At 65.5% G+C, this 18,660-nt stretch carries 21 protein-coding genes; 9 read left to right on the plus strand and 12 right to left on the minus strand.

Translation table 11 applies throughout. The annotated features are described in order from the left end of the window. The first annotated feature begins 94 nt into the window (after positions 1 to 94). Positions 95 to 487 (plus strand): hypothetical protein, encoded by a 393-nt coding sequence (locus L0976_RS00915; protein WP_234185634.1) that lies wholly within the window; start codon positions 95 to 97, stop codon positions 485 to 487. A 5-nt stretch (positions 488 to 492) separates the two neighbouring features. Here the strand turns inward: L0976_RS00915 and L0976_RS00920 are convergent, their stop codons facing one another. After that, positions 493 to 708, minus strand: a complete 216-nt coding sequence (locus L0976_RS00920) for a DUF1127 domain-containing protein (RefSeq protein WP_203319037.1) — start codon at positions 706 to 708, stop codon at positions 493 to 495. Between the two features lie 95 nt (positions 709 to 803). Between L0976_RS00920 and L0976_RS00925 the strand changes: the two genes are divergently transcribed. The 6 genes from L0976_RS00925 to L0976_RS00950 all read left to right on the plus strand — a co-directional run bounded on the left by L0976_RS00925 (position 804) and on the right by L0976_RS00950 (position 7,088). Continuing rightward, entirely contained in the window at positions 804 to 2,222 is a 1,419-nt protein-coding gene (locus L0976_RS00925) for a PLP-dependent aminotransferase family protein (RefSeq protein WP_234185635.1), read from the plus strand. 104 nt (positions 2,223 to 2,326) lie between these two features. Further along, on the plus strand, positions 2,327 to 4,564 hold the full coding sequence (gene purL / locus L0976_RS00930) for a phosphoribosylformylglycinamidine synthase subunit PurL (protein ID WP_234185636.1): 2,238 nt from the start codon (positions 2,327 to 2,329) through the stop codon (positions 4,562 to 4,564). 18 nt (positions 4,565 to 4,582) lie between these two features. After that, complete coding sequence (locus L0976_RS00935) at positions 4,583 to 4,816, plus strand: BolA/IbaG family iron-sulfur metabolism protein (protein ID WP_117366205.1); 234 nt, start codon at positions 4,583 to 4,585, stop codon at positions 4,814 to 4,816. 6 nt (positions 4,817 to 4,822) lie between these two features. Continuing rightward, on the plus strand, positions 4,823 to 5,080 hold the full coding sequence (locus L0976_RS00940; protein WP_203319040.1) for a hypothetical protein: 258 nt from the start codon (positions 4,823 to 4,825) through the stop codon (positions 5,078 to 5,080). A gap of 341 nt (positions 5,081 to 5,421) precedes the next feature. Beyond that, positions 5,422 to 5,757, plus strand: coding sequence for a Grx4 family monothiol glutaredoxin (grxD, locus tag L0976_RS00945; protein ID WP_203319041.1), 336 nt, complete (start codon positions 5,422 to 5,424; stop codon positions 5,755 to 5,757). A gap of 125 nt (positions 5,758 to 5,882) precedes the next feature. Further along, entirely contained in the window at positions 5,883 to 7,088 is a 1,206-nt protein-coding gene (locus L0976_RS00950; protein ID WP_234186189.1) for a multidrug effflux MFS transporter, read from the plus strand. 147 nt (positions 7,089 to 7,235) lie between these two features. Here the strand turns inward: L0976_RS00950 and L0976_RS00955 are convergent, their stop codons facing one another. From L0976_RS00955 to L0976_RS01000, 10 genes are all read right to left on the minus strand, one after another. Beyond that, complete coding sequence (locus L0976_RS00955; protein ID WP_234185637.1) at positions 7,236 to 8,057, minus strand: inositol monophosphatase; 822 nt, start codon at positions 8,055 to 8,057, stop codon at positions 7,236 to 7,238. Beyond that, positions 8,044 to 8,913, minus strand: coding sequence for a tRNA 2-thiocytidine(32) synthetase TtcA (ttcA, locus tag L0976_RS00960; protein WP_234185638.1), 870 nt, complete (start codon positions 8,911 to 8,913; stop codon positions 8,044 to 8,046). The genes L0976_RS00955 and ttcA overlap by 14 nt, the downstream gene beginning before the upstream one ends. Positions 8,914 to 8,944: 31 nt before the next feature. Then, complete coding sequence (locus L0976_RS00965; protein WP_234185639.1) at positions 8,945 to 9,874, minus strand: glutaminase; 930 nt, start codon at positions 9,872 to 9,874, stop codon at positions 8,945 to 8,947. Positions 9,875 to 10,001: 127 nt separating this feature from the next. Next, a complete protein-coding gene (rpsD, locus tag L0976_RS00970) occupies positions 10,002 to 10,619 on the minus strand; it encodes a 30S ribosomal protein S4 (protein ID WP_119258341.1) in 618 nt (205 codons plus the stop codon). A 221-nt stretch (positions 10,620 to 10,840) separates the two neighbouring features. Then, entirely contained in the window at positions 10,841 to 12,352 is a 1,512-nt protein-coding gene (locus tag L0976_RS00975) for an ATP-binding protein (protein ID WP_234185640.1), read from the minus strand. Positions 12,353 to 12,468: 116 nt separating this feature from the next. Continuing rightward, positions 12,469 to 12,756 (minus strand): HigA family addiction module antitoxin, encoded by a 288-nt coding sequence (locus L0976_RS00980; protein ID WP_234185641.1) that lies wholly within the window; start codon positions 12,754 to 12,756, stop codon positions 12,469 to 12,471. 13 nt (positions 12,757 to 12,769) lie between these two features. After that, entirely contained in the window at positions 12,770 to 13,048 is a 279-nt protein-coding gene (locus L0976_RS00985) for a type II toxin-antitoxin system RelE/ParE family toxin (RefSeq protein WP_203319047.1), read from the minus strand. A 37-nt stretch (positions 13,049 to 13,085) separates the two neighbouring features. After that, positions 13,086 to 13,847: a glutamate racemase gene (gene murI / locus L0976_RS00990; RefSeq protein WP_234186190.1), complete on the minus strand. Its 762-nt coding sequence runs from the start codon at positions 13,845 to 13,847 to the stop codon at positions 13,086 to 13,088. A gap of 73 nt (positions 13,848 to 13,920) precedes the next feature. Beyond that, entirely contained in the window at positions 13,921 to 14,754 is an 834-nt protein-coding gene (locus L0976_RS00995; protein ID WP_203319048.1) for an RNA methyltransferase, read from the minus strand. A gap of 173 nt (positions 14,755 to 14,927) precedes the next feature. Then, positions 14,928 to 15,503, minus strand: a complete 576-nt coding sequence (locus tag L0976_RS01000; RefSeq protein WP_234185642.1) for a hypothetical protein — start codon at positions 15,501 to 15,503, stop codon at positions 14,928 to 14,930. A gap of 216 nt (positions 15,504 to 15,719) precedes the next feature. Here L0976_RS01000 and L0976_RS01005 point away from each other — a divergent pair, with 216 nt between their 5' ends. Together L0976_RS01005 and L0976_RS01010 are read left to right on the plus strand one after the other, a co-directional pair. Then, the gene (locus tag L0976_RS01005; RefSeq protein ID WP_234185643.1) at positions 15,720 to 16,934 is read left to right on the plus strand and encodes an NADP-dependent isocitrate dehydrogenase; all 1,215 of its coding nucleotides are present in this window, start codon (positions 15,720 to 15,722) and stop codon (positions 16,932 to 16,934) included. A 110-nt stretch (positions 16,935 to 17,044) separates the two neighbouring features. After that, the gene (locus L0976_RS01010; RefSeq protein WP_234185644.1) at positions 17,045 to 17,680 is read left to right on the plus strand and encodes a glutathione S-transferase family protein; all 636 of its coding nucleotides are present in this window, start codon (positions 17,045 to 17,047) and stop codon (positions 17,678 to 17,680) included. Between the two features lie 51 nt (positions 17,681 to 17,731). Here L0976_RS01010 and L0976_RS01015 read toward each other — a convergent pair whose 3' ends face one another. Then, positions 17,732 to 18,598 (minus strand): GyrI-like domain-containing protein, encoded by an 867-nt coding sequence (locus tag L0976_RS01015; RefSeq protein ID WP_234185645.1) that lies wholly within the window; start codon positions 18,596 to 18,598, stop codon positions 17,732 to 17,734. Positions 18,599 to 18,660 lie beyond the last annotated feature (62 nt).

Here is an 18,660-nt window from a genome sequence, read left to right on the forward strand (position 1 = left end):
AAAGCACCGATCCGTCGGCTCCGCACGGTTTCGTCAGCCTCTCTTAACCGGCCCTTGCTATCAAGGGCGCATGTTCGCTCCCGAAAGGTCTTCCATGCGCCCTCTCCTCTCCGCCAAGCTCCTCCTGCCGCTCGTCGCCGCTGCGGCCCTGGTCGGCTGCCAGGCGAAGCCCCCGGCGCCGAAGGCCGACAATCGCGCCCTTCCGATGATGGAGCGGGTCGCGCTCGGCGCGAACGGCTGCTGGTTCAAGTCGGGCGATCCGGCCTTCAAGGCCTATCGCCTTGCGCCGGAGCTGAATTCCTTCTCCGGGCGCCCGCGCATCCTCGTCGTCCATCGCAATTCGCCGGAATCCCGTCCGCTGCTCGTCGTGCAGGCGGAAGGCAGCCCCGCCAAGCTCGACGCATTCGGCCCGCTGATGGGCGAGGCCGTCGGTCCGCGCATCGCGACCGACGTCAGGCGCTGGGCCGGCGGCGGCAAGGGCTGCTGACGGGATCAATCCCAGTAACAGGACTTTCCGGCCTCGCGCCGGGCTTCGCTGCGGGTCAGCCCGACATCGCGCAGCTGCTCGTCCGTCAGCTCCAGCAGCGCGTAGCGCGTATGCCGCTTGATATGCCATGTCCAGCAGGCGCGCCATGCGCGCCGAAGGATCGCCCGGAGCGAGCCTTGCGCCTTGCCCTTTGCATCGGCGTAAAATGTATCGATTGCCATTGCTGCACCTCCTGAACCGTCACCGGTGATGGTGACAATCGGTGGAGGCAGAGATGAATTGACTCTAAAAACGGTGCAATATAAGAATTGCCACCATGACAAATTGGCTGCCCAATCTCCAGGCCTCCGACGGCCCGCTCTATGTCCGCATCGCCGACCAGATCGAGCAGGCGATCAACACCGGTGCGCTCGCATCCGGCAGCAAGCTGCCGCCCCAGCGCAACCTCGCCTATGACATCGGCGTGACGATCGGCACGGTCAGCCGCGCCTACAGCATGGTGCGCGAACGCGGGCTGGTCAGCGGCGAGGTCGGCCGCGGGACCTACGTGCTCGGCACGGGGGCGGAGGACGAGCCGGCGCCGGTCGACATGGTCAGCGCCCGGCTGTCCGGCACGCGTGCCGCCAACGCCCCGCCGGGTAAATTGCGCTTCGACACCACGGCGGCGACGGATGTCGGCCAGGCGGCCGTCATCACCGACGTCCTCTCGGCGATATGCCGGGAAAAGCCGAGCGAAATCGCAAGCTATACCCGGAACTTCCCGCAGCACTGGCTGGAAGCGGGCCGCGTCTGGCTGAGGCGGGGCGACTGGCAGCCCGGCCTCGACAGCATCGTCCCGACGCTCGGCGCCCATGCGGCGGTCATCGCGGCCGTCTCCGTCATCACCGCGCCCGGCGACCGAATCGCCTTCGAGCACGTCACCTATTCGCAGATCAGCCGCGGCACCGCCCTCCTCGGCCGCCAGACCGCGCTCGTCGAATCGGACGCGGACGGCGTCATCCCCGAGGATTTCGAGCGGGTCTGCCTGCAGCAGCATCCCAAGCTCGCCTTCCTGATGTCCTCGGCGCAGAACCCGACGCTCGCCACCATGCCGGAGGAGCGTCGCCGCGCCATTGCCGCCATCGCCAGGCGGCACAATGTCTTCCTGGTGGAGGACAATCTCTACGGCGGGGCGACGGACAACGGCATCCCGCTGCTTGCCGAAATCGCGCCCGAGCGCACCTTCCTGGTCGGCGGCCTGTCGAAGAGCGTGGCGGCCGGGGTGCGCGGCGGCTGGATCGCCTGCCCGCCGCACCTTGCCCAGCGCGTGCGCATCGCCCACAAGATGGTGAGCGGCGGCCTGCCCTACCTGCTTGCCGAACTGGCCGCGCGGCTGGTGCTGAGCGGCACGGCCGATGCCATCCGCACGCAGGTCGCCGAGGAGGTGAGCGCGCGCGAGGCCCATGCGCGCGACATCCTCGCCGGGCTCGATTTCAACTCGCACCCGCGCGTGCCCTTCCTCTGGCTGAAGCTGCCGGACCCCTGGCTTTCCGGCACGTTCCGCCAGGCGGCCTTCGCCGAGGACATCCTCATCGACGACGAGGACGAGTTCAAGGCCGGCCGCTCGGAAAAGACCTTCTACCGGGTGCGCATCGGCTTTTCCTCGCCGGAGAACCGGGAAGACGTCGTCACCGGCCTGACGCGCCTGCGCCGCCTGCTCGCGCACGGTCCGACCGGCTATGACAGCCCGGCCTGAGCGCCGCTTTCTCATGTGGTTGGCGGTCATTTTCCTGTCGCGCCGCAAAGCGGCATGGGGTAAAGAGACCGCAATCCTGCCCTCCACCGACAAGACGAGCGACGATGACCATTTCGAACACCCGCCCGATCACCCCGGAGCTGATTGCCGCCCACGGGCTGAAGCCGGATGAATATGACCGCATCCTCTCGCTGATCGGCCGCGAGCCGACCTTCACCGAACTCGGCATCTTCTCGGCCATGTGGAACGAGCACTGCTCGTACAAGTCCTCCAAGCGCTGGCTGCGCACGCTGCCGACCAAGGGTCCGCGCGTCATCCAGGGCCCGGGCGAAAATGCCGGCGTGGTGGATATCGACGACGGCGACTGCGTGGTCTTCAAGATGGAGAGCCACAACCACCCGTCCTATATCGAGCCCTACCAGGGCGCGGCGACGGGTGTCGGCGGGATCCTGCGCGACGTCTTCACCATGGGCGCACGCCCGGTCGCGGCGATGAACGCGCTGCGCTTCGGCGAGCCGGACCATACGAAGACCCGCCACCTCGTCTCGGGCGTCGTCGCCGGCGTCGGCGGCTACGGCAATTCCTTCGGCGTGCCGACCGTCGGCGGCGAAGTCGAGTTCGACGCGCGCTACAACGGCAACATCCTCGTCAACGCCTTTGCCGCCGGTCTCGCCAAGTCCAACGCGATCTTCCTGTCCGAAGCCAAGGGCGTCGGCCTTCCGGTCGTCTATCTCGGCGCCAAGACCGGCCGCGACGGCGTCGGCGGCGCGACCATGGCCTCGGCCGAGTTCGACGAATCCATCGAGGAGAAGCGCCCGACCGTCCAGGTCGGCGACCCCTTCACCGAAAAGTGCCTGCTGGAAGCCTGCCTGGAACTCATGCAGACCGGCGCCGTCATCGCCATCCAGGACATGGGCGCAGCGGGCCTCACCTGCTCGGCGGTCGAGATGGGCGCCAAGGGCGACCTCGGCATCGAGCTCAACCTCGATCTCGTGCCGGTACGCGAAGAGCGCATGACCGCCTACGAGATGATGCTGTCGGAAAGCCAGGAGCGCATGCTCATGGTCCTCGAACCCGCCAAGGAAGAGGTCGCCAAGGCGATCTTCGTCAAGTGGGGCCTCGACTTCGCCATCGTCGGCAAGACGACGGACGACCTGCGCTTCCGCATCCTGCACCAGGGCGAGGAAGTCGCGAACCTGCCGATCAAGCAGCTCGGCGACGAAGCGCCGGAATACGACCGCCCCTGGCGCGAGCCGGGCAAGCCCGCGCCGCTGCCGGCCAATCTCGTCGCCGAGCCGAACGACTACGGACAGGCCCTCCTCAAGCTCGTCGGCTCGCCGAACCAGTCGAGCCGCCGCTGGGTCTACGAGCAGTACGACACGCTGATCCAGGGCAATTCGCTGCAGATTCCGGGCGGCGACGCCGGCGTCGTGCGCGTCGAGGGCCATGCGACCAAGGCGCTCGCCTTCTCCTCCGACGTGACCCCGCGCTATGTCGAGGCCGATCCGTTCGAGGGCGGCAAGCAGGCCGTCGCCGAATGCTGGCGCAACATCACCGCGACCGGCGCCGAGCCGCTCGCCTCCACCGACAACCTGAACTTCGGCAACCCGGAAAAGCCCGAGATCATGGGTCAGTTCGTCAAGGCCATCGAGGGCATCGGCGAAGCCTGCCGCGCGCTCGACTTCCCCATCGTCTCCGGCAATGTCTCGCTCTACAACGAGACCAACGGCATCGCGATCCTGCCGACCCCGACCATCGCCGGCGTCGGCCTCCTGCCCGACTGGTCCGTCATGGCGAAGATCGGCGGCGCGAAGGACGGCGACCACCTCCTCCTCATCGGCGTCGACGGCAGCCATCTCGGCCAGTCCGTCTATCTGCGCGACGTGCTCGGCATCGTCGACGGCCCGGCTCCGGAAGTCGACCTCTACGCGGAGCGCCGCAACGGCGACTTCGTGCGCTCGGCCATCCGCAACGGCCAGGTCACGGCCTGCCACGACATCTCCTCGGGCGGCCTTGCCGTCGCGCTCGCGGAAATGGCGATGTCCTCCGGCAAGGGCGCCAGGATTGACCTTTCCGAGGCGAACGGCCCGGCCCATGCGCTGCTCTTCGGCGAGGACCAGGCCCGCTACGTCATCGCCGTGCCGGCCGATCTCGCAGGCTTCATCTGCGCCAATGCGGAAGGCGCGGGCGTTCCGTTCCGCCGCCTCGGCACGGTAAGCGGCGATGCCTTGGCCGTGGATGGCTATCTGTCGCTGCCGATTGAGCAATTGCGCAGCACCCATGAATCGTGGTTCCCTGACTTCATGGATGGCAACGGCAATGCCGCTGCCGCCGCGGAATAAGACAAGGGAGCAGTACACATGGCTATGTCACCCGGCGATATCGAAGACCTGATCAAATCCGGCATCCCCGGCGCGAAGGTGGTCATCCGCGATCTTGCCGGCGACGGCGATCACTACGCCGCCGAGGTCGTCGCGGAAGCCTTCCGCGGCAAGACCCGCGTGCAGCAGCACCAGATGGTCTACGACGCCCTCAAGGGCAATATGGGCGGCGTGCTGCATGCCCTCGCCCTCCAGACCTCGATCCCGGACTGATCCGCCATGGCCGGCCTTCTCGATGAACTCGTCTCCGGCGTGGTCGATGCAGCCCTGAAAGAGGTGCTGAAGAAGACCGGCGTGCGTAAGGCGACAACCAAGCGCACGCGCCGCAAGACGACGACCAAGAAGGCGTCCGGCGGGCTCCTGGGCGATATTCTGGAGGCAGCGCTCAAGCCGGCGAAGAAGGCGCCCAAGCGCACCCGCAAACAGGTGAGCCGCCGCCGTACGGCGGCCGGCCGCAGCAGCCAGCGCAGCCGCTGACCGGCGACGCGAGCGTAGGGGCCTCATCCGGCCGTCAGCCCGGCGCCCTTCTTGTCGGCGGCGGTTACATCGCCGCCGTGCCCTGCCCGGTTTCATCGCGACCGTCCTCATCGCCCGGTTGCTCGACTGGAGAGAGTTTTTCTTCTTCGCCGTCGCAGGCGGCCTCGCCGGAGGGCTCGCCCACTGGTTCATCGCCTATCGCCCGCACCGCACTGCGGCCTGAAGCACACACAGCGGCAATTTTTCTGGGCGGCTTCTGGCAATTCTCACCCGAGGTTGTTATTTAGGGCGCATTGTTCATCGCATCGGTCCTTGAAGCCGATTTGCTAGGGAATACGGAAATGAGCGGCATCCACGATTTCATCGAAAACGAAGTGAAGACCAACGACGTCGTCCTCTTCTTGAAGGGCACGCCGGAATTCCCGCAGTGTGGGTTCTCCGGTCAGGTCGTGCAGATCCTCGACTATGTGGGTGTGGACTACAAGGGCATCAACGTGCTCGCCGACGCCGACATCCGCCAGGGCATCAAGGACTATTCCAACTGGCCGACCATCCCGCAGCTTTATGTCAAGGGCGAGTTCGTCGGCGGTTGCGACATCGTGCGCGAGATGTTCCAGTCGGGCGAACTGCAGTCGCACCTGCAGGGACAGGGTATCGCGCTCAAGGGCGCTGCCTGACGCTTCACTGGTTTTTCCTACGGCAAGCTTTTCAAAGGCGCCGCACCAAGCGGCGCCTTATCTCTTTCATGGAATAAATTGATATGTCAGGACTTTCCCCCGAATCGGCCCAGCGCCTGAAAGGCATGGGCAAGATAGAATTCATTGCGCTGATGGCCCTCCTGATGGCACTCAATGCGCTCGCCATCGACATCATGCTGCCGGGTCTCCAGGAGATCGGCGCAAGCCTCGGCGTCGAGAACGAGAACCACCGGCAATATGTCATCTCGGCCTACCTGATCGGCTTTGCCTTCGCGCAGTTGCTCTACGGCCCGGTCTCCGACCGCTTCGGCCGCCGCGCGCCGATGTTCTTCGGCCTTGCGGTCTATATCGTCTCATCGCTCGCCGCGATCCTGGTGCCGAGCTTTGCCGCGCTTCTAGCGCTGCGCTTCATCCAGGGCATCGGCTCGGCCGCCATGCGCGTCATCACCATCTCCATCGTCCGCGACGTCTTCGGCGGGCGCGCGATGGCGGAGGTCATGTCGCTCATCATGATGGTCTTCATGGTCGTTCCGGTGCTGGCGCCGGGCACGGGCCAAGTCGTCATGCTGTTCGGCGAATGGCACCTGATCTTCATCTTCATGGCTGTCATGGCGTTCGCCGTCGGCGCCTGGATGTATTTCCGCCTGCCCGAGACGCTGCATCCCGAGGACGTGCGTCCCTTCACGGTCCGCTCCGTCCTTGCCGGCTTCCGCATCGTCCTGACGAACCGCGTCGCGCTGTGCTACACGCTGGCCAGCACCTTCATCTTCGGCTCGCTGTTCGGCTTCATCAACTCGGCGCAGCAGATCTATGTCGGCATCTACGGGCTCGGCGTCTGGTTCCCGGTCGCCTTCGCGGGCGTCGCCGCGTTCATGGCGCTGTCGTCCTTCGTCAACGCGCGGCTCGTCGGACGCTTCGGCATGCGGCGCCTGTCGCACGGCGCGCTGGTAGGCTTCCTTGCGGTCAACACGATCTGGCTGCTGCTGACGCTCGCCTGGACGCCGCATGTGCCGTTCCCGATCTTCATCGTGCTGTTTGCGCTGGCGATGTTCCAGTTCGGCTGGATCGGCTCGAACTTCAACTCGCTCGCCATGGAGCCGCTCGGCCACGTGGCCGGCACCGCCTCCTCCGTGCTCGGCTTCATGGGCACGGCCGGCGGCACGGTGATCGGGGCCATCATCGGCCAGTCCTTCAACGGCACGGCCCTGCCGCTCGTCGCCGGGTTCTTCATCCTGTCGGTCATCGGCCTGATCTTCGTGCTCATCGCCGAGCACGGCAAGCTGTTCCAGCCGCATAACAAGGCGGTTTGAGAGGCGTGGCGGCAGGGCTGGCCATCCATGCCGCGGACGCCGGTGGATCCTCGGGTCGAGCCCGAGGATGACGGGAGGCAAGGTTTGAAGGCAAACAAAAGGCCCGGATGCGGATGCAGCCGGGCCTTTTCATTCAATGCGCTCCGCTCAGTCGACGAAGACCTCGCGGCGGAGCATCTCCCAGCTTTCCCTGTCCGGCGCGACCAGCAGCCCACCCTCGACATGATGGGGCTTGTAGGCCGAGCCGTCGAAGCGGGCGGCATAGGCGCCGGCCTCCTCGGCGATCAGCGTGCCGGCGAGGTGATCCCAGGGCATCAGCTTGTTGTACATCAGGTAATGCAGGTTGCCGCCTGCGAAGGTGCGGTATTCGTGCGCGGCGCAGCGGTAGTTGGAGACGAAGGCGACCTTGGCGAGGTTCGACAGGATGCGCGCCCGGCGCTCGCGGTCGAGGAAGCTGGTGGAGGCCATCCCGGTCATCGCCTCGAGCGGCGCGGCGCCGCGCGTCTTCAGCCGGACCGCCGGGCGATGATCGCCCGTCTGCCAGGCGCCGCCGCCCTTTTCCGCCATCACGAAATCATCGCCCATCGGATCGTAGATGATGCCGCCGACCGTCTCGCCGCCGGAAACGATCGCCGCCATGACGCCGAAGAGCGGCACGCCGGCGGCAAAGTTGAACGTACCGTCGATCGGATCGACGACGATGGCGAGCTCTGCATCCGCAAGCTTGCCCAGCAGCGCAGGATCGGCCGCGACCGATTCCTCGCCGACGAACAGCACGCCCGGAAACTGCGCCGTCACCTCGCGCTTGATGAAGCGCTCGGCCGCCTCGTCGGCTTCCGTCACGAGGTCGTTGGCATCCGCCTTGGTGCGGATGTCGCCCTTGCCGAGGGCGCGGAAGCGCGGGCGGATTTCGGCCTCGGCCGCCTGTGCGAGCACGAGCGCCAGGGCATTGATGTCAATCGTCGTCATTCTGTCTTACCGTTTCCAGGGAGGAGAAATCGAAAAGCTTCGGATCGAGGAGATGGGACGGGTTGGTGTGGCCGAGGGCCCGCAGCATGGCGTCCTTGCGGCCCGGCATGCGCGTCTCGATATCCGCCAGCATCGCCTTCATCGCATTGCGCTGGAGGCCGTCCTGCGAGCCGCAGAGGTCGCAGGGAATGATGGGGAACCGCATGGCGGCGGCGAATTTGGCAAGGTCGTCCTCCGCCGCATAGGCGAGCGGGCGCAGCACCATCAGGTCGCCCTCGTCGTTGAGGAGCTTCGGCGGCATGGCTGCGAGCCGCCCGCCATGGAAGAAGTTCATGAAGAAGGTTTCGAGGATATCCTCGCGATGGTGGCCGAGCACCAGCGCGTCGCAGCCCTCCTCCCGGGCGATGCGATAGAGGTTGCCGCGCCGGAGGCGCGAGCAGAGCGAGCAATAGGTCGATCCCGTCGGCACCTTCTCCTTCACGATGGAATAGGTGTCGCGATATTCGATGCGGTGTTTCACGCCGATGGATTTCAGGTAGTCCGGCAGGATGTGCTTGGGAAAATTCGGCTGGCCCTGGTCGAGATTGCAGGCGATCAACTCGACGGGCAGAAGGCCGCGCCATTGGAGGTCCATGAGGAGCGCCAGCAGGCCGTAGCTGTCCTTGCCGCCCGAAAGGCCGACGAGCCAGCGCTTCTGGCCCTTCAGCATGGCGAAGTCGTCCATCGCCTGCCGCACCTGGCGGAGCAGGCGCTTGCGCAGCTTGTTGAAGGAGACGCTCGACGGCGCATCGGCAAAGAGCGGATGGCGGCCATCCTCCGGTGCATCGTCTTCGATTTCGGCAAGGGCAAGGGTCATGGCCCTGCAATGCCCCGAACGGCCGGCACAATCAAGCCCCGAAGACCGACCAGCCGGTGCGCGCCGCCAGCATTTCCAGCGCCAGCGAGCCGAGCAGCGAATTGCCGTTCTCGTTGAGCCCCGGCGACCAGACCGCGACCGAGGCCTTTCCGGGCGCAACGGCGAGAATGCCGCCGCCGACGCCGCTCTTGCCCGGCAGGCCGACGCGATAGGCGAAATCACCCGAGCCGTCATAGTGGCCGCAGGTCAGCATCAGGGCATTGATGCGCCGCGCCCGAAGATGCGAGACGACCCGGTGGCCGGTGAGCGGGTTGGTGCCGCTGTTGGCGAGGAACAGCCCTGCCCGCGCCAGTTGCCGGCAGCTCATCGCCAGCGCGCATTGATGGAAATAGACGCCGAGCACCAGTTCGGCCGCATGGTCGAGCTTGCCGAAGGAGCGCATGAAATTGGCGAGCGCGAAATTGCGGAAGCCCGTCGCCTGCTCCGAGCGCGCCACGGCCTGGTCGACGATGATATCCTCCTCATCCGCCAGATAGCGCAGGAAGCGCACGACCTCGCCGATCGCCTCCTTCGGCGTGTGGCCGGCGAGCACGAGGTCGGTGATGGCGATGGCCCCGGCATTGATGAAGGGATTGCGCGGGATGCCGGCTTCCTGTTCGAGCTGGACGATGGAGTTGAAGGCCGAGCCGGATGGTTCGCGCCCGACGCGCTTCCAGATACCCTCGCCGTGCTTGCCGAGCGCCAGCGTCAGGGTGAAGACCTTTGAGATGCTCTGGATGGAGAAAGCCTCTTGCGCATCGCCGGCAAGGTAGGTTTCGCCATCGACCGTGACGACGGCCATGCCGAATTTCTGAGGGTCCACATGGGCGAGCTGCGGAATGTAATCGGCCACCCTGCCCTCGCCGCGGCGCGGCGACAGGCTCGCATGGATTTCCTCGACGATGGCCTGCAAGTCCGTCATGCGGTCTCTTTCTTGCGCAATTCCACACGGAAAACCGCTTCACACTTTTCCTGGAATTGCTTCCAAAAAGAAAAAGCCGCCAATCTCTTGGCGGCTTTTCCGGATTGCGCAAGGCGTCTGTCGCGAATTAACGCGAGTAGAATTCGACGACCAGGTGCGGTTCCATGACGACCGCGTAGGGAACGTCGGAGAGAACCGGAACGCGAACGAAGGTCGCGGTCATCTTGTTGTGGTCGGCTTCGATGTAGTCCGGAACGTCGCGTTCAGCGAGGCCAACGGATTCGAGAACCGTGACGAGCTGCTTGGACTTTTCCTTGACTTCGATGACGTCGCCCGGCTTGCAGCGGTAGGAACCGATGTTGACGCGGACGCCGTTGACCTTGACGTGGCCATGGTTGACGAACTGACGGGCGGCGAAGACCGTCGGAACGAACTTGGCGCGGTAGACGATCGCGTCGAGGCGCGATTCGAGCAGGCCGATCAGGTTTTCCGGGGTGTCGCCCTTGCGGCGTTCGGCTTCGGCGAAGATCGCGCGGAACTGCTTCTCGCGGATATCGCCATAGTAGCCCTTCAGCTTCTGCTTGGCGCGGAGCTGAACACCGAAGTCCGAAAGCTTCGACTTGCGGCGCTGGCCGTGCTGGCCCGGGCCGTATTCGCGGCGGTTGACCGGGGACTTCGGACGGCCCCAGATGTTTTCGCCCATACGGCGGTCGATTTTGTACTTGGATGCAGCGCGCTTGCTCATCGCATTTCCTCTAGGTCTTGTTATGCCGTTCCCTTGCGGGACCGGCTGAAGGAAACACGCCCTCCTCTGAACCTTTTTCGGGTTCCGACAGGTTTCTCACGATCGCGACCGGAGAATCCACGGGACATGTCAAATGAAACACCGGACATTTCTGCCCGGCGCTGGCGGGGTCATTAGGCGGGTTTCAGGAAGATGTCAACGCGGAAAGCCCGGAAATCCGACTATTCGGCGGCGTCGCGGTGAGAATCCGCAAGGTCCGGCCCGTTGGCGTCGCCCGGCAGCGTCTCGCAGCCGAGATCCGGGAAGGCGACGATGCGGTGGCCAGCGAGATCGCTGTGCACGACCACCAGCCCCTGCTCCTCGAAATAGCCGAGCAGACGGCGCGCGCGGCGGGCCGAATGGGTACCATAAGCGCGCGCGATCCGCGCATCCGAGGGGCAGGCCAGCCCGCGCACCGCCGCCTGCGCAACGAGCAGGAACACGCCCTGCAAATCCTCGGTGACGCTGCGGGAAAGGTCGAGCGCCCTCGCCCATACCTCCGTCGCCGCCGTATCGGCGTCGACGCCGGAGCGCGCGACCGCCATCTTGCGCCGGAAGGCCGGCAGCGAGAGCGGCGCGCCGGGCACGCGGCGGATGCGGCAGCGCACGAGGAAATCCTGGAACAGCTCGGCATCGGCGCGGAAAGCAGCCTCGGGGTTGGCGAGGATTTCGGCAAGCGCCTGGTCGAGCAGGCCTTCGCGCTCCTCCGCCGAAATCTCCGGCGCTGGGGCTTTCGCCTCCGCCTGCACCGGATCCGGCCGGGCGCGGGAGAGTTCGGCAAGGATATCCGTCGTCGGACGCGGCGCGGGCGGCGCGCGACGGACGACGGGACGCGTGAATTCGTCCGGGTCGGGCGTGAAGATCAGGTCTTCTACGTCCTGCGGCGCATCCGGCAGGGGCATCAGCTTGGGGCTGGTGGAGCGCGCGGAGGTCTCGACGGCGCCGATCGTCACCGGCAGCGGGCGGCGCGACAGCGCCGGGCCGAGCGCGACGAAGGAGCCGCGCGGCAGGTCGCGGAACATCTCCGCCTGCCGCCGGTCGAGGCCGAGGAGGTCGGCGGCGCGCGCCATGTCGATGTCGAGGAAGGTGCGGCCCATCAGGAAGTTGGAGGCTTCCGCCGCGACGTTCTTGGCGAGCTTGGCAAGGCGCTGCGTGGCGATGACGCCGGCAAGGCCGCGCTTTCGGCCGCGGCACATCAGGTTCGTCATTGCGCCGAGCGAAAGTTTTCGTGCTTCCTCGGAGACCTCGCCGCTGACGGCGGGGGCGAAAAGCTGCGCCTCGTCGACGACCACGAGCACCGGATACCAGTAGTCGCGATCCGCATCGAACAGCGCATTGAGAAAGATGCCGGCCGCGCGCATCTGCTCGTCGGCCTCAAGGCCCTCCAGCGAGAGCACGCAGGAGACGCGATGCTGGCGGATACGGGTGGCGATGCCGACAAGCTCGGCCTCGGTGCGCTCGCCATCGACCACCACATGGCCGAAGCGGTCGGAGAGCGTGACGAAATCGCCCTCGGGATCAATGATGACCTGCTGCACCCATTGCGCGGACTGTTCGAGCAGGCGGCGCAACAGATGCGACTTGCCCGATCCCGAATTGCCCTGCACGAGCAGGCGCGTCGCCAGCAGTTCCTCGATATCGAGCCTGGCCGGTGCGCCGCCCTGCACCGTTCCCATGTCGATGCCGACCTTCATCCCGTTCCTCGTTCCTGAAAAATCCGATTCGCCCGGCCGCCGCCGACGGGCCGGCAAGCCCTAACACGAAACCGCGCCCGCCGCCCCAGGCTTTTGAAAAACCCACAAGGTTTCGCTCAGGCAGCCTTGTCGTCCAGAGGCTGTACGTCGGGCTGGCCCCGTTGCATGGCCTGCGCCAGGTCGAAATTGGCCTGCATTCCCAACCAGGCGCGGGCGGTGCTAGCGCCGGCCCGCTCCAGCCGCAACGCCAGATCGGGGCTGATCGCGGCACGGCCATGCAGCACGCGCGACAGGGCGACACGCGACATGCCGAGGCGACCGGCCGCATCCGTCACCGAAAGGCCCAGCGGCTGAAGCACGTCCTCGCGAAGCAGCTCACCCGGATGGGGAGGAGATTTCATCATTGCCTCGATCCTTTCAATGGTAATCCTGATAATCCACCAGCTCGACATCCGCTCCGACGAAACGGAATGTCACCCGCCAGTTTCCGTTCACCCAGACCGACCAGTGCCCTTTCAAGCCGCCCTTGAGCGGATGCAGCCTGAAGCCGGGAAGGTCGACGTCGGCAGGCCCGCTCGCGACATCGAGCAGGCCGAGGATACGCCCCAGTTTGGCAGCGTGCGATGCCTGGATGCCCTTCGTCGATCCCGACAGGTAGAAGAGCTGCAAGCCTTTGTGCCGGAAGCTGACGATCATGGCATAATGTATCGCGTATCGATACGCGATACAAGCATCAAACGACGCGCAGCCCAAAACCCTGCATCAGCCGGCACGTCGCGAAATCCGGCCTGCCGGAGGTGAAGACGGCGATGTCCTCGCCGGGGGCGATGGTTTCCAGCGGCGGGACGAGGCGGCGGGTCTGGCGGGCGATGGCTTCGGCGGGGTCGAGCCAGTCGACCGGCCAGGGGGCAAGCTTGCGGAAGAGGTTCGCCATGAAGGGATAATGCGTGCAGGCAAGCACGACGATGTCGGTCTTGCGGCCCATCTCGTCGACGAAGCAGGGAATGATCTCGCTGCGCACCGCCTGGTCGGAAAGGCTTTCGCCGCGGATATAGGCCTCGGCCATGCGCGCGAGGTTTTCCGAGCCGACGAGGCGCACGTCGCACTGGCTGGCGAAGGACTGGATGAGGTCGCGCGTATAGGCGCGCTTGACCGTGCCGGGTGTCGCGAGCACCGAGACGAGGCCGGAGCGCGTGCGCTCGGCGGCGGGCTTGATGGCCGGGACGGTGCCGACGAAGGGCATGTGCGGAAAGGCGGCGCGCAGGTCCGCACCGACGAGCGTGAAGGCGGTGTTGCAGGCGATGACGCAGACTTCCGGGTCGTGCGCGTTCAGGAGCTTGCCGAAGAGTTCGACGACATGCGCCTTCAGCGCCGGCTCTTCCCAGCCGCCATAGGGAAAGCCGGCATCGTCGGCGACATAGGTGAAATGCCGCTCCGGCATCAGCACGCGCGCCTCGCGCAGCACGGTGAGGCCGCCGATGCCGCTGTCGAACATCAGGATGGGTTTCGCGCCTTGTTCGATCACATTTCCGGACGAAAAACCGGTTCCCACTTTTTCTGGAAATGTTCTATTCGCTGTCACGGGGCACCTTGGGCCGGCGGTTGCGGGTGCGGTTGGGATTGGTCGCGCCGCGCGGCGATTCCCGCGTGAAGCGATCGAGGCAGGAGACGATGCCGCGCAAGACCTGGATCTCCGTGCCGGTGAAGGAAGGACGCGTCAGGATGGCGCGTAGGTTCTCCACCAGTTTGGGCTTTTTTTCGGCCGGGCGGAAGTAGCCGCGCGCATCCAGCGTCTCTTCCACATGATCGAAGAGGCCCTGCAGCTCTTCCTTCTTGGCGGGGCGCTGCGGCAGCGCGTCGAAGGGCGTGTCCTCGACGGAGGCAAGGCCGCTCTTCATCCACTCGTAGCTCATGAGGAGCACGGCCTGGGCGAGGTTGAGCGAAGCGAAGGCGGGATTGACCGGGAAGGTCACCAGCTCGTCGGCAAGCGCGATCTCCTCGTTGGTGAGGCCCGTGCGCTCGCGGCCGAAGAGAATGCCGGTCTTCTGCCCGGCCCGGAAGCGCGTGCGCAGGTCATCGGCGGCGACGACCGGGGAGCGGACCTCCTTGTAGCCGTAGCGGTCGCGCGCCGTGGTGGCATAGACGAATTCGAGGTCGGAGACGGCCTCCTCCAGCGAGGGATAGACCTTGGCGGCCTCGATGACGTGATCTGCCTTGCTGGCGGCGGAGATCGCCTTCTCGCTCGGCCAGCCGTCGCGCGGGTTGACGAGGCGCAGTTCCGCCAGCCCGAAATTCGCCATGGCGCGCGCCACCATGCCGATGTTCTCGCCCAGTTGCGGATGAACGAGGATGATCGCCGGTCCTTCGGCGATCAGCGTGCGTTCGCTGTTCGTGCCTGCCATGCCCAAATATCCCCGGAGCATTTTCGCTTTTCTCCGAATCGCGAAAACGCTCTACCTTTTTGTTTCGCCGCATTTGCGAACGCAAAACCGCTGCGCACTTTTGCCGGAAATGCTCCGGAAATTCGGGGTCTCACTGACACAAGCGGCCCGAAATGAAAAGTGCGCACGGGCGCTCAGTCCGGATTTTCGGCAGCGCTGCCCGCCCCGCCGTTCGGTCCCTCCTCGGCGATCTGCTGGAGTTCCTTCTTCAAGGAAGCGCCCTCCTCGAAGCTGGTGCGCTCGATATCGTCGATGACGGCCCGGCCGTCCTCCTCGACCACCTTGAAGACCAGCTTCTCCGGCTGCCAGTCCGAGGCGCGCTCGCCGAAGCAATGGCTGTTGTCGAAGGTGACGGTCACGTCCTCCGCGCCGTTTGACGGCTGGCCTTCGCTCGTCACGACCTCCTTGAGGGCGCAGCCGTCCTGCCCGCCGATGATCGGATCGTAGTCGAAGGGCGAGCCGCCGTCCTCGTAGGCCGGATATTTCGCGGCTTCCCGGTATTTCGCGACGAAGTCCTTGCTGTAGAGGCGCTTCAGGAAGTCCTCGCTGAAATAGTCGGTATAGGGCGGCGGGGTGTCGCTCTCCGTCGCCGTGTCCTGCCAGTTGGCGGTCGCAGCCGCCATGATTTCCGCGACCGGCGCCTTGAAGTCGGCAGCCGCCGCGGACAGGGGAAGCAGAAGGGCAAGCGCAGCGAGACCGAAACGCGACATCACATTCTCCATTGGTGAGACAAGGCCCGGAAGGGCACCGCGGACGAACTTTCCTGAAACGGAATCGTGGCGAAACTTATTCCTCCCGCGCCTGAAAATAAACCACCTCAGCCATTGGTCGGCTTTGCCTTCCCGGCCATGGGTGCTATAGGGCCAAGCGGTTCCTTCAAGTCCACGATCCGGGGCGCGCAGCCCCTACAAAATACGAGGCTCTCCATGGCAAAGATCAAGGTCGCCAACCCCGTCGTCGAACTCGACGGCGACGAGATGACGCGCATCATCTGGCAGTTCATCAAGGACAAGCTGATCCACCCCTACCTTGATATCGACCTCGAATACTACGACCTCGGCATGGAGAACCGCGACGCCACCGACGACCAGGTGACGATCGACGCGGCCAACGCCATCAAGAAGCACGGCGTCGGCGTCAAGTGCGCCACCATCACGCCGGACGAAGCCCGCGTCGAGGAATTCAAGCTGAAGAAGATGTGGAAGTCGCCGAACGGCACGATCCGCAACATCCTCGGCGGCGTCATCTTCCGCGAGCCGATCATCTGCAAGAACGTGCCGCGCCTCGTTCCCGGCTGGACCAAGCCGATCATCGTCGGCCGCCACGCCTTCGGCGACCAGTACCGCGCCACCGACTTCAAGTTCCCCGGCAAGGGCAAGCTGATGATGAAGTTCATCGGCGATGACGGCAAGGAAATCGAATACGAGGTCTATGACGCCCCGTCCGCCGGCGTTGCAATGGGCATGTACAACCTCGACGATTCGATCACCGAATTCGCCCGCGCGTCGTTCAACTACGGCCTGCAGCGCAAGGTGCCGGTGTATCTCTCCACCAAGAACACCATCCTCAAGGTCTATGACGGCCGCTTCAAGGACATCTTCCAGCAGGTCTTCGACGCCGAATTCGCCGACAGGTTCAAGGAAGCCAAGCTCTGGTACGAGCATCGCCTGATCGACGACATGGTCGCCTCGGCGCTGAAATGGTCCGGCGGCTATGTCTGGGCCTGCAAGAACTACGACGGCGACGTGCAGTCCGACATCGTGGCCCAGGGCTTCGGCTCGCTCGGCCTGATGACCTCGGTCCTGATGACGCCGGACGGCAAGACCGTCGAGGCGGAAGCTGCGCACGGCACGGTGACGCGCCACTACCGCCAGCACCAGAAGGGCGAGGAAACCTCGACCAACTCCATCGCCTCGATCTTCGCCTGGACCCGTGGCCTTGCCCACCGCGCCAAGCTCGACGGCAATGCGGAGCTCGCCAGGTTCGCCGACACGCTGGAGCGCGTCTGCGTCGACACGGTCGAATCCGGCTTCATGACCAAGGACCTCGCGCTCCTCATCGGTCCCGACCAGCCGTGGCTCTCCACCACCGGCTTCCTCGACAAGATCGACGAGAACCTCCGGAAGGCCATGGCCGCCTGAGCCAGCCGACAGGAAAGCCCGGCCCCAGCGCCGGGCTTTTTCTTTGCCCAGACTTGCACGCCTCTCCTCCGGCCCTATTCTCCCGCACACCGCATGCAGAGGAGACTATCATGGCCGAGGAACTGGTGCTCTACAGCAACCCCATGTCGCGCGGGCGCATCGCCCGCTGGATGCTGGAGGAGGTCGGCGCGCCCTACCGCGTCGAGTGGCTGGCCTTCGAGGGCTCGATCAAGTCGCCCGACTATCTTGCAGTCAACCCGATGGGCAAGGTGCCCGCAATCCGCCACGGCAAGACGGTCGTCACGGAAGCCGCCGCGATCTGTGCCTATATGGCCGACGCCTTTCCCGAGGCCGGCCTCGCCCCGCCGACGGACCGGCGCGGCGACTATTACCGCTGGCTTTTCTTCGCGGCCGGCCCGCTCGAAACGGCCGTCTCGCTCAAGGCCTTCGGCATGGAGGTGCCGAAGGAACGCCAGCGCGCCCTCGGCTGCGGCAGCTATGAAACGGCCCTCGACACCCTCTCCTTCGCCGTCACCCTCCATCCCTACATTGCCGGCGACCGCTTCACGGCCGCGGATGTCTATGTCGGCTCGCATATCAACTGGGGCCTGCAGTTCGGCTCGCTGGAAGCGCGGCCGGAATTCAAGGCTTACTCGGACCGCCTGAAGGAGCGTGCCGCCTTTCTCAAGGCAACGGCCCTCGACGACGCGGAAACGCACCGCCAGTCGCCGGCGATGAAAGGCTGAGAGCCGCCCCTGTAGAGCGCCCGGAGACAGCCTGGCCGGGCGCTCCTGTTCTCAGGCAGCGACCGCCGGCTGGAGAGGCAGGCAGATTTCCGTCAGCAGCTCGTTCGGCGCCACCTCCCGCGGATTGTTGAGGTAGGCCTCGAACACCACCGCGTCGCGGATCGAGCGGCCGGAGGCCGGCAGCCATGTGCCGTAGAGCCAGCGGTAGGCGACCCCCATGTCGGCATAAGGTCCCTTGTGACGCAGCACGGCGTAGTCGCCGCCCGCCAGCGTGTACCGTGTGAGCGGCGGCTCGGCGGGAATGTCCTCGCCCGCCGTCACGCAGGCAAGCGAGCGGAGCTTTCCCTCCGGCACCAGATCGGGATCGTCGAAAAAGACGCCGATCATGCGCATGTCGGGCCGGAAGAGATTGCGGGAGAAGAGCGCGCCGTAGAGCGCCTCGAAGGCTTTGCCGATGCCCATATAGGCCCCGGAATGGGGAACGGCGAGCAGCGGCTGCTCGGGAAGGGTGCGGATCATTACGTCGAACATGCGGGCGGACTCCTCATCGTTTTCGGGTGCAAAGGCGCGATGGGACCCCTCCTTCCGGTAGCGCGCCGGCGGCATGCCGTAGGCAGCCGCGAAGATGCGCGTGAAGGATTGCAGGTTGGGGTAGCCCCACCGCGCGGCGATATCCCGGACGGAGCATCCGCTGCGCACCAGGTCGCCTGCGGCGCGATGAAGACGCAGGCGGCGCACGGTGGCCGCCAGCGTCTCGTTGTGCACGGCGCGGTAGACGCGGTGCCAGTGATGGGCAGAAAGGCAGGCGATCTCCGACAGCCGGTCGAGATCAAGCTCCTCGTCCAGATGCTCGTGGATATAGGCGGAGACACGCAGCAGGCGTTTCTCGTAGGCCGCCCAGATCTCGTTCTCGCTCATGCCGCTTCCTTTCGCCGGGATGCATTGAACCAAGCACGGAGCGATTTCACAAATCCTGCGCT

The sequence above is a fragment of the Shinella sp. NM-101 genome (genome assembly GCF_021401195.1).
GTDB lineage: Bacteria > Pseudomonadota > Alphaproteobacteria > Rhizobiales > Rhizobiaceae > Shinella.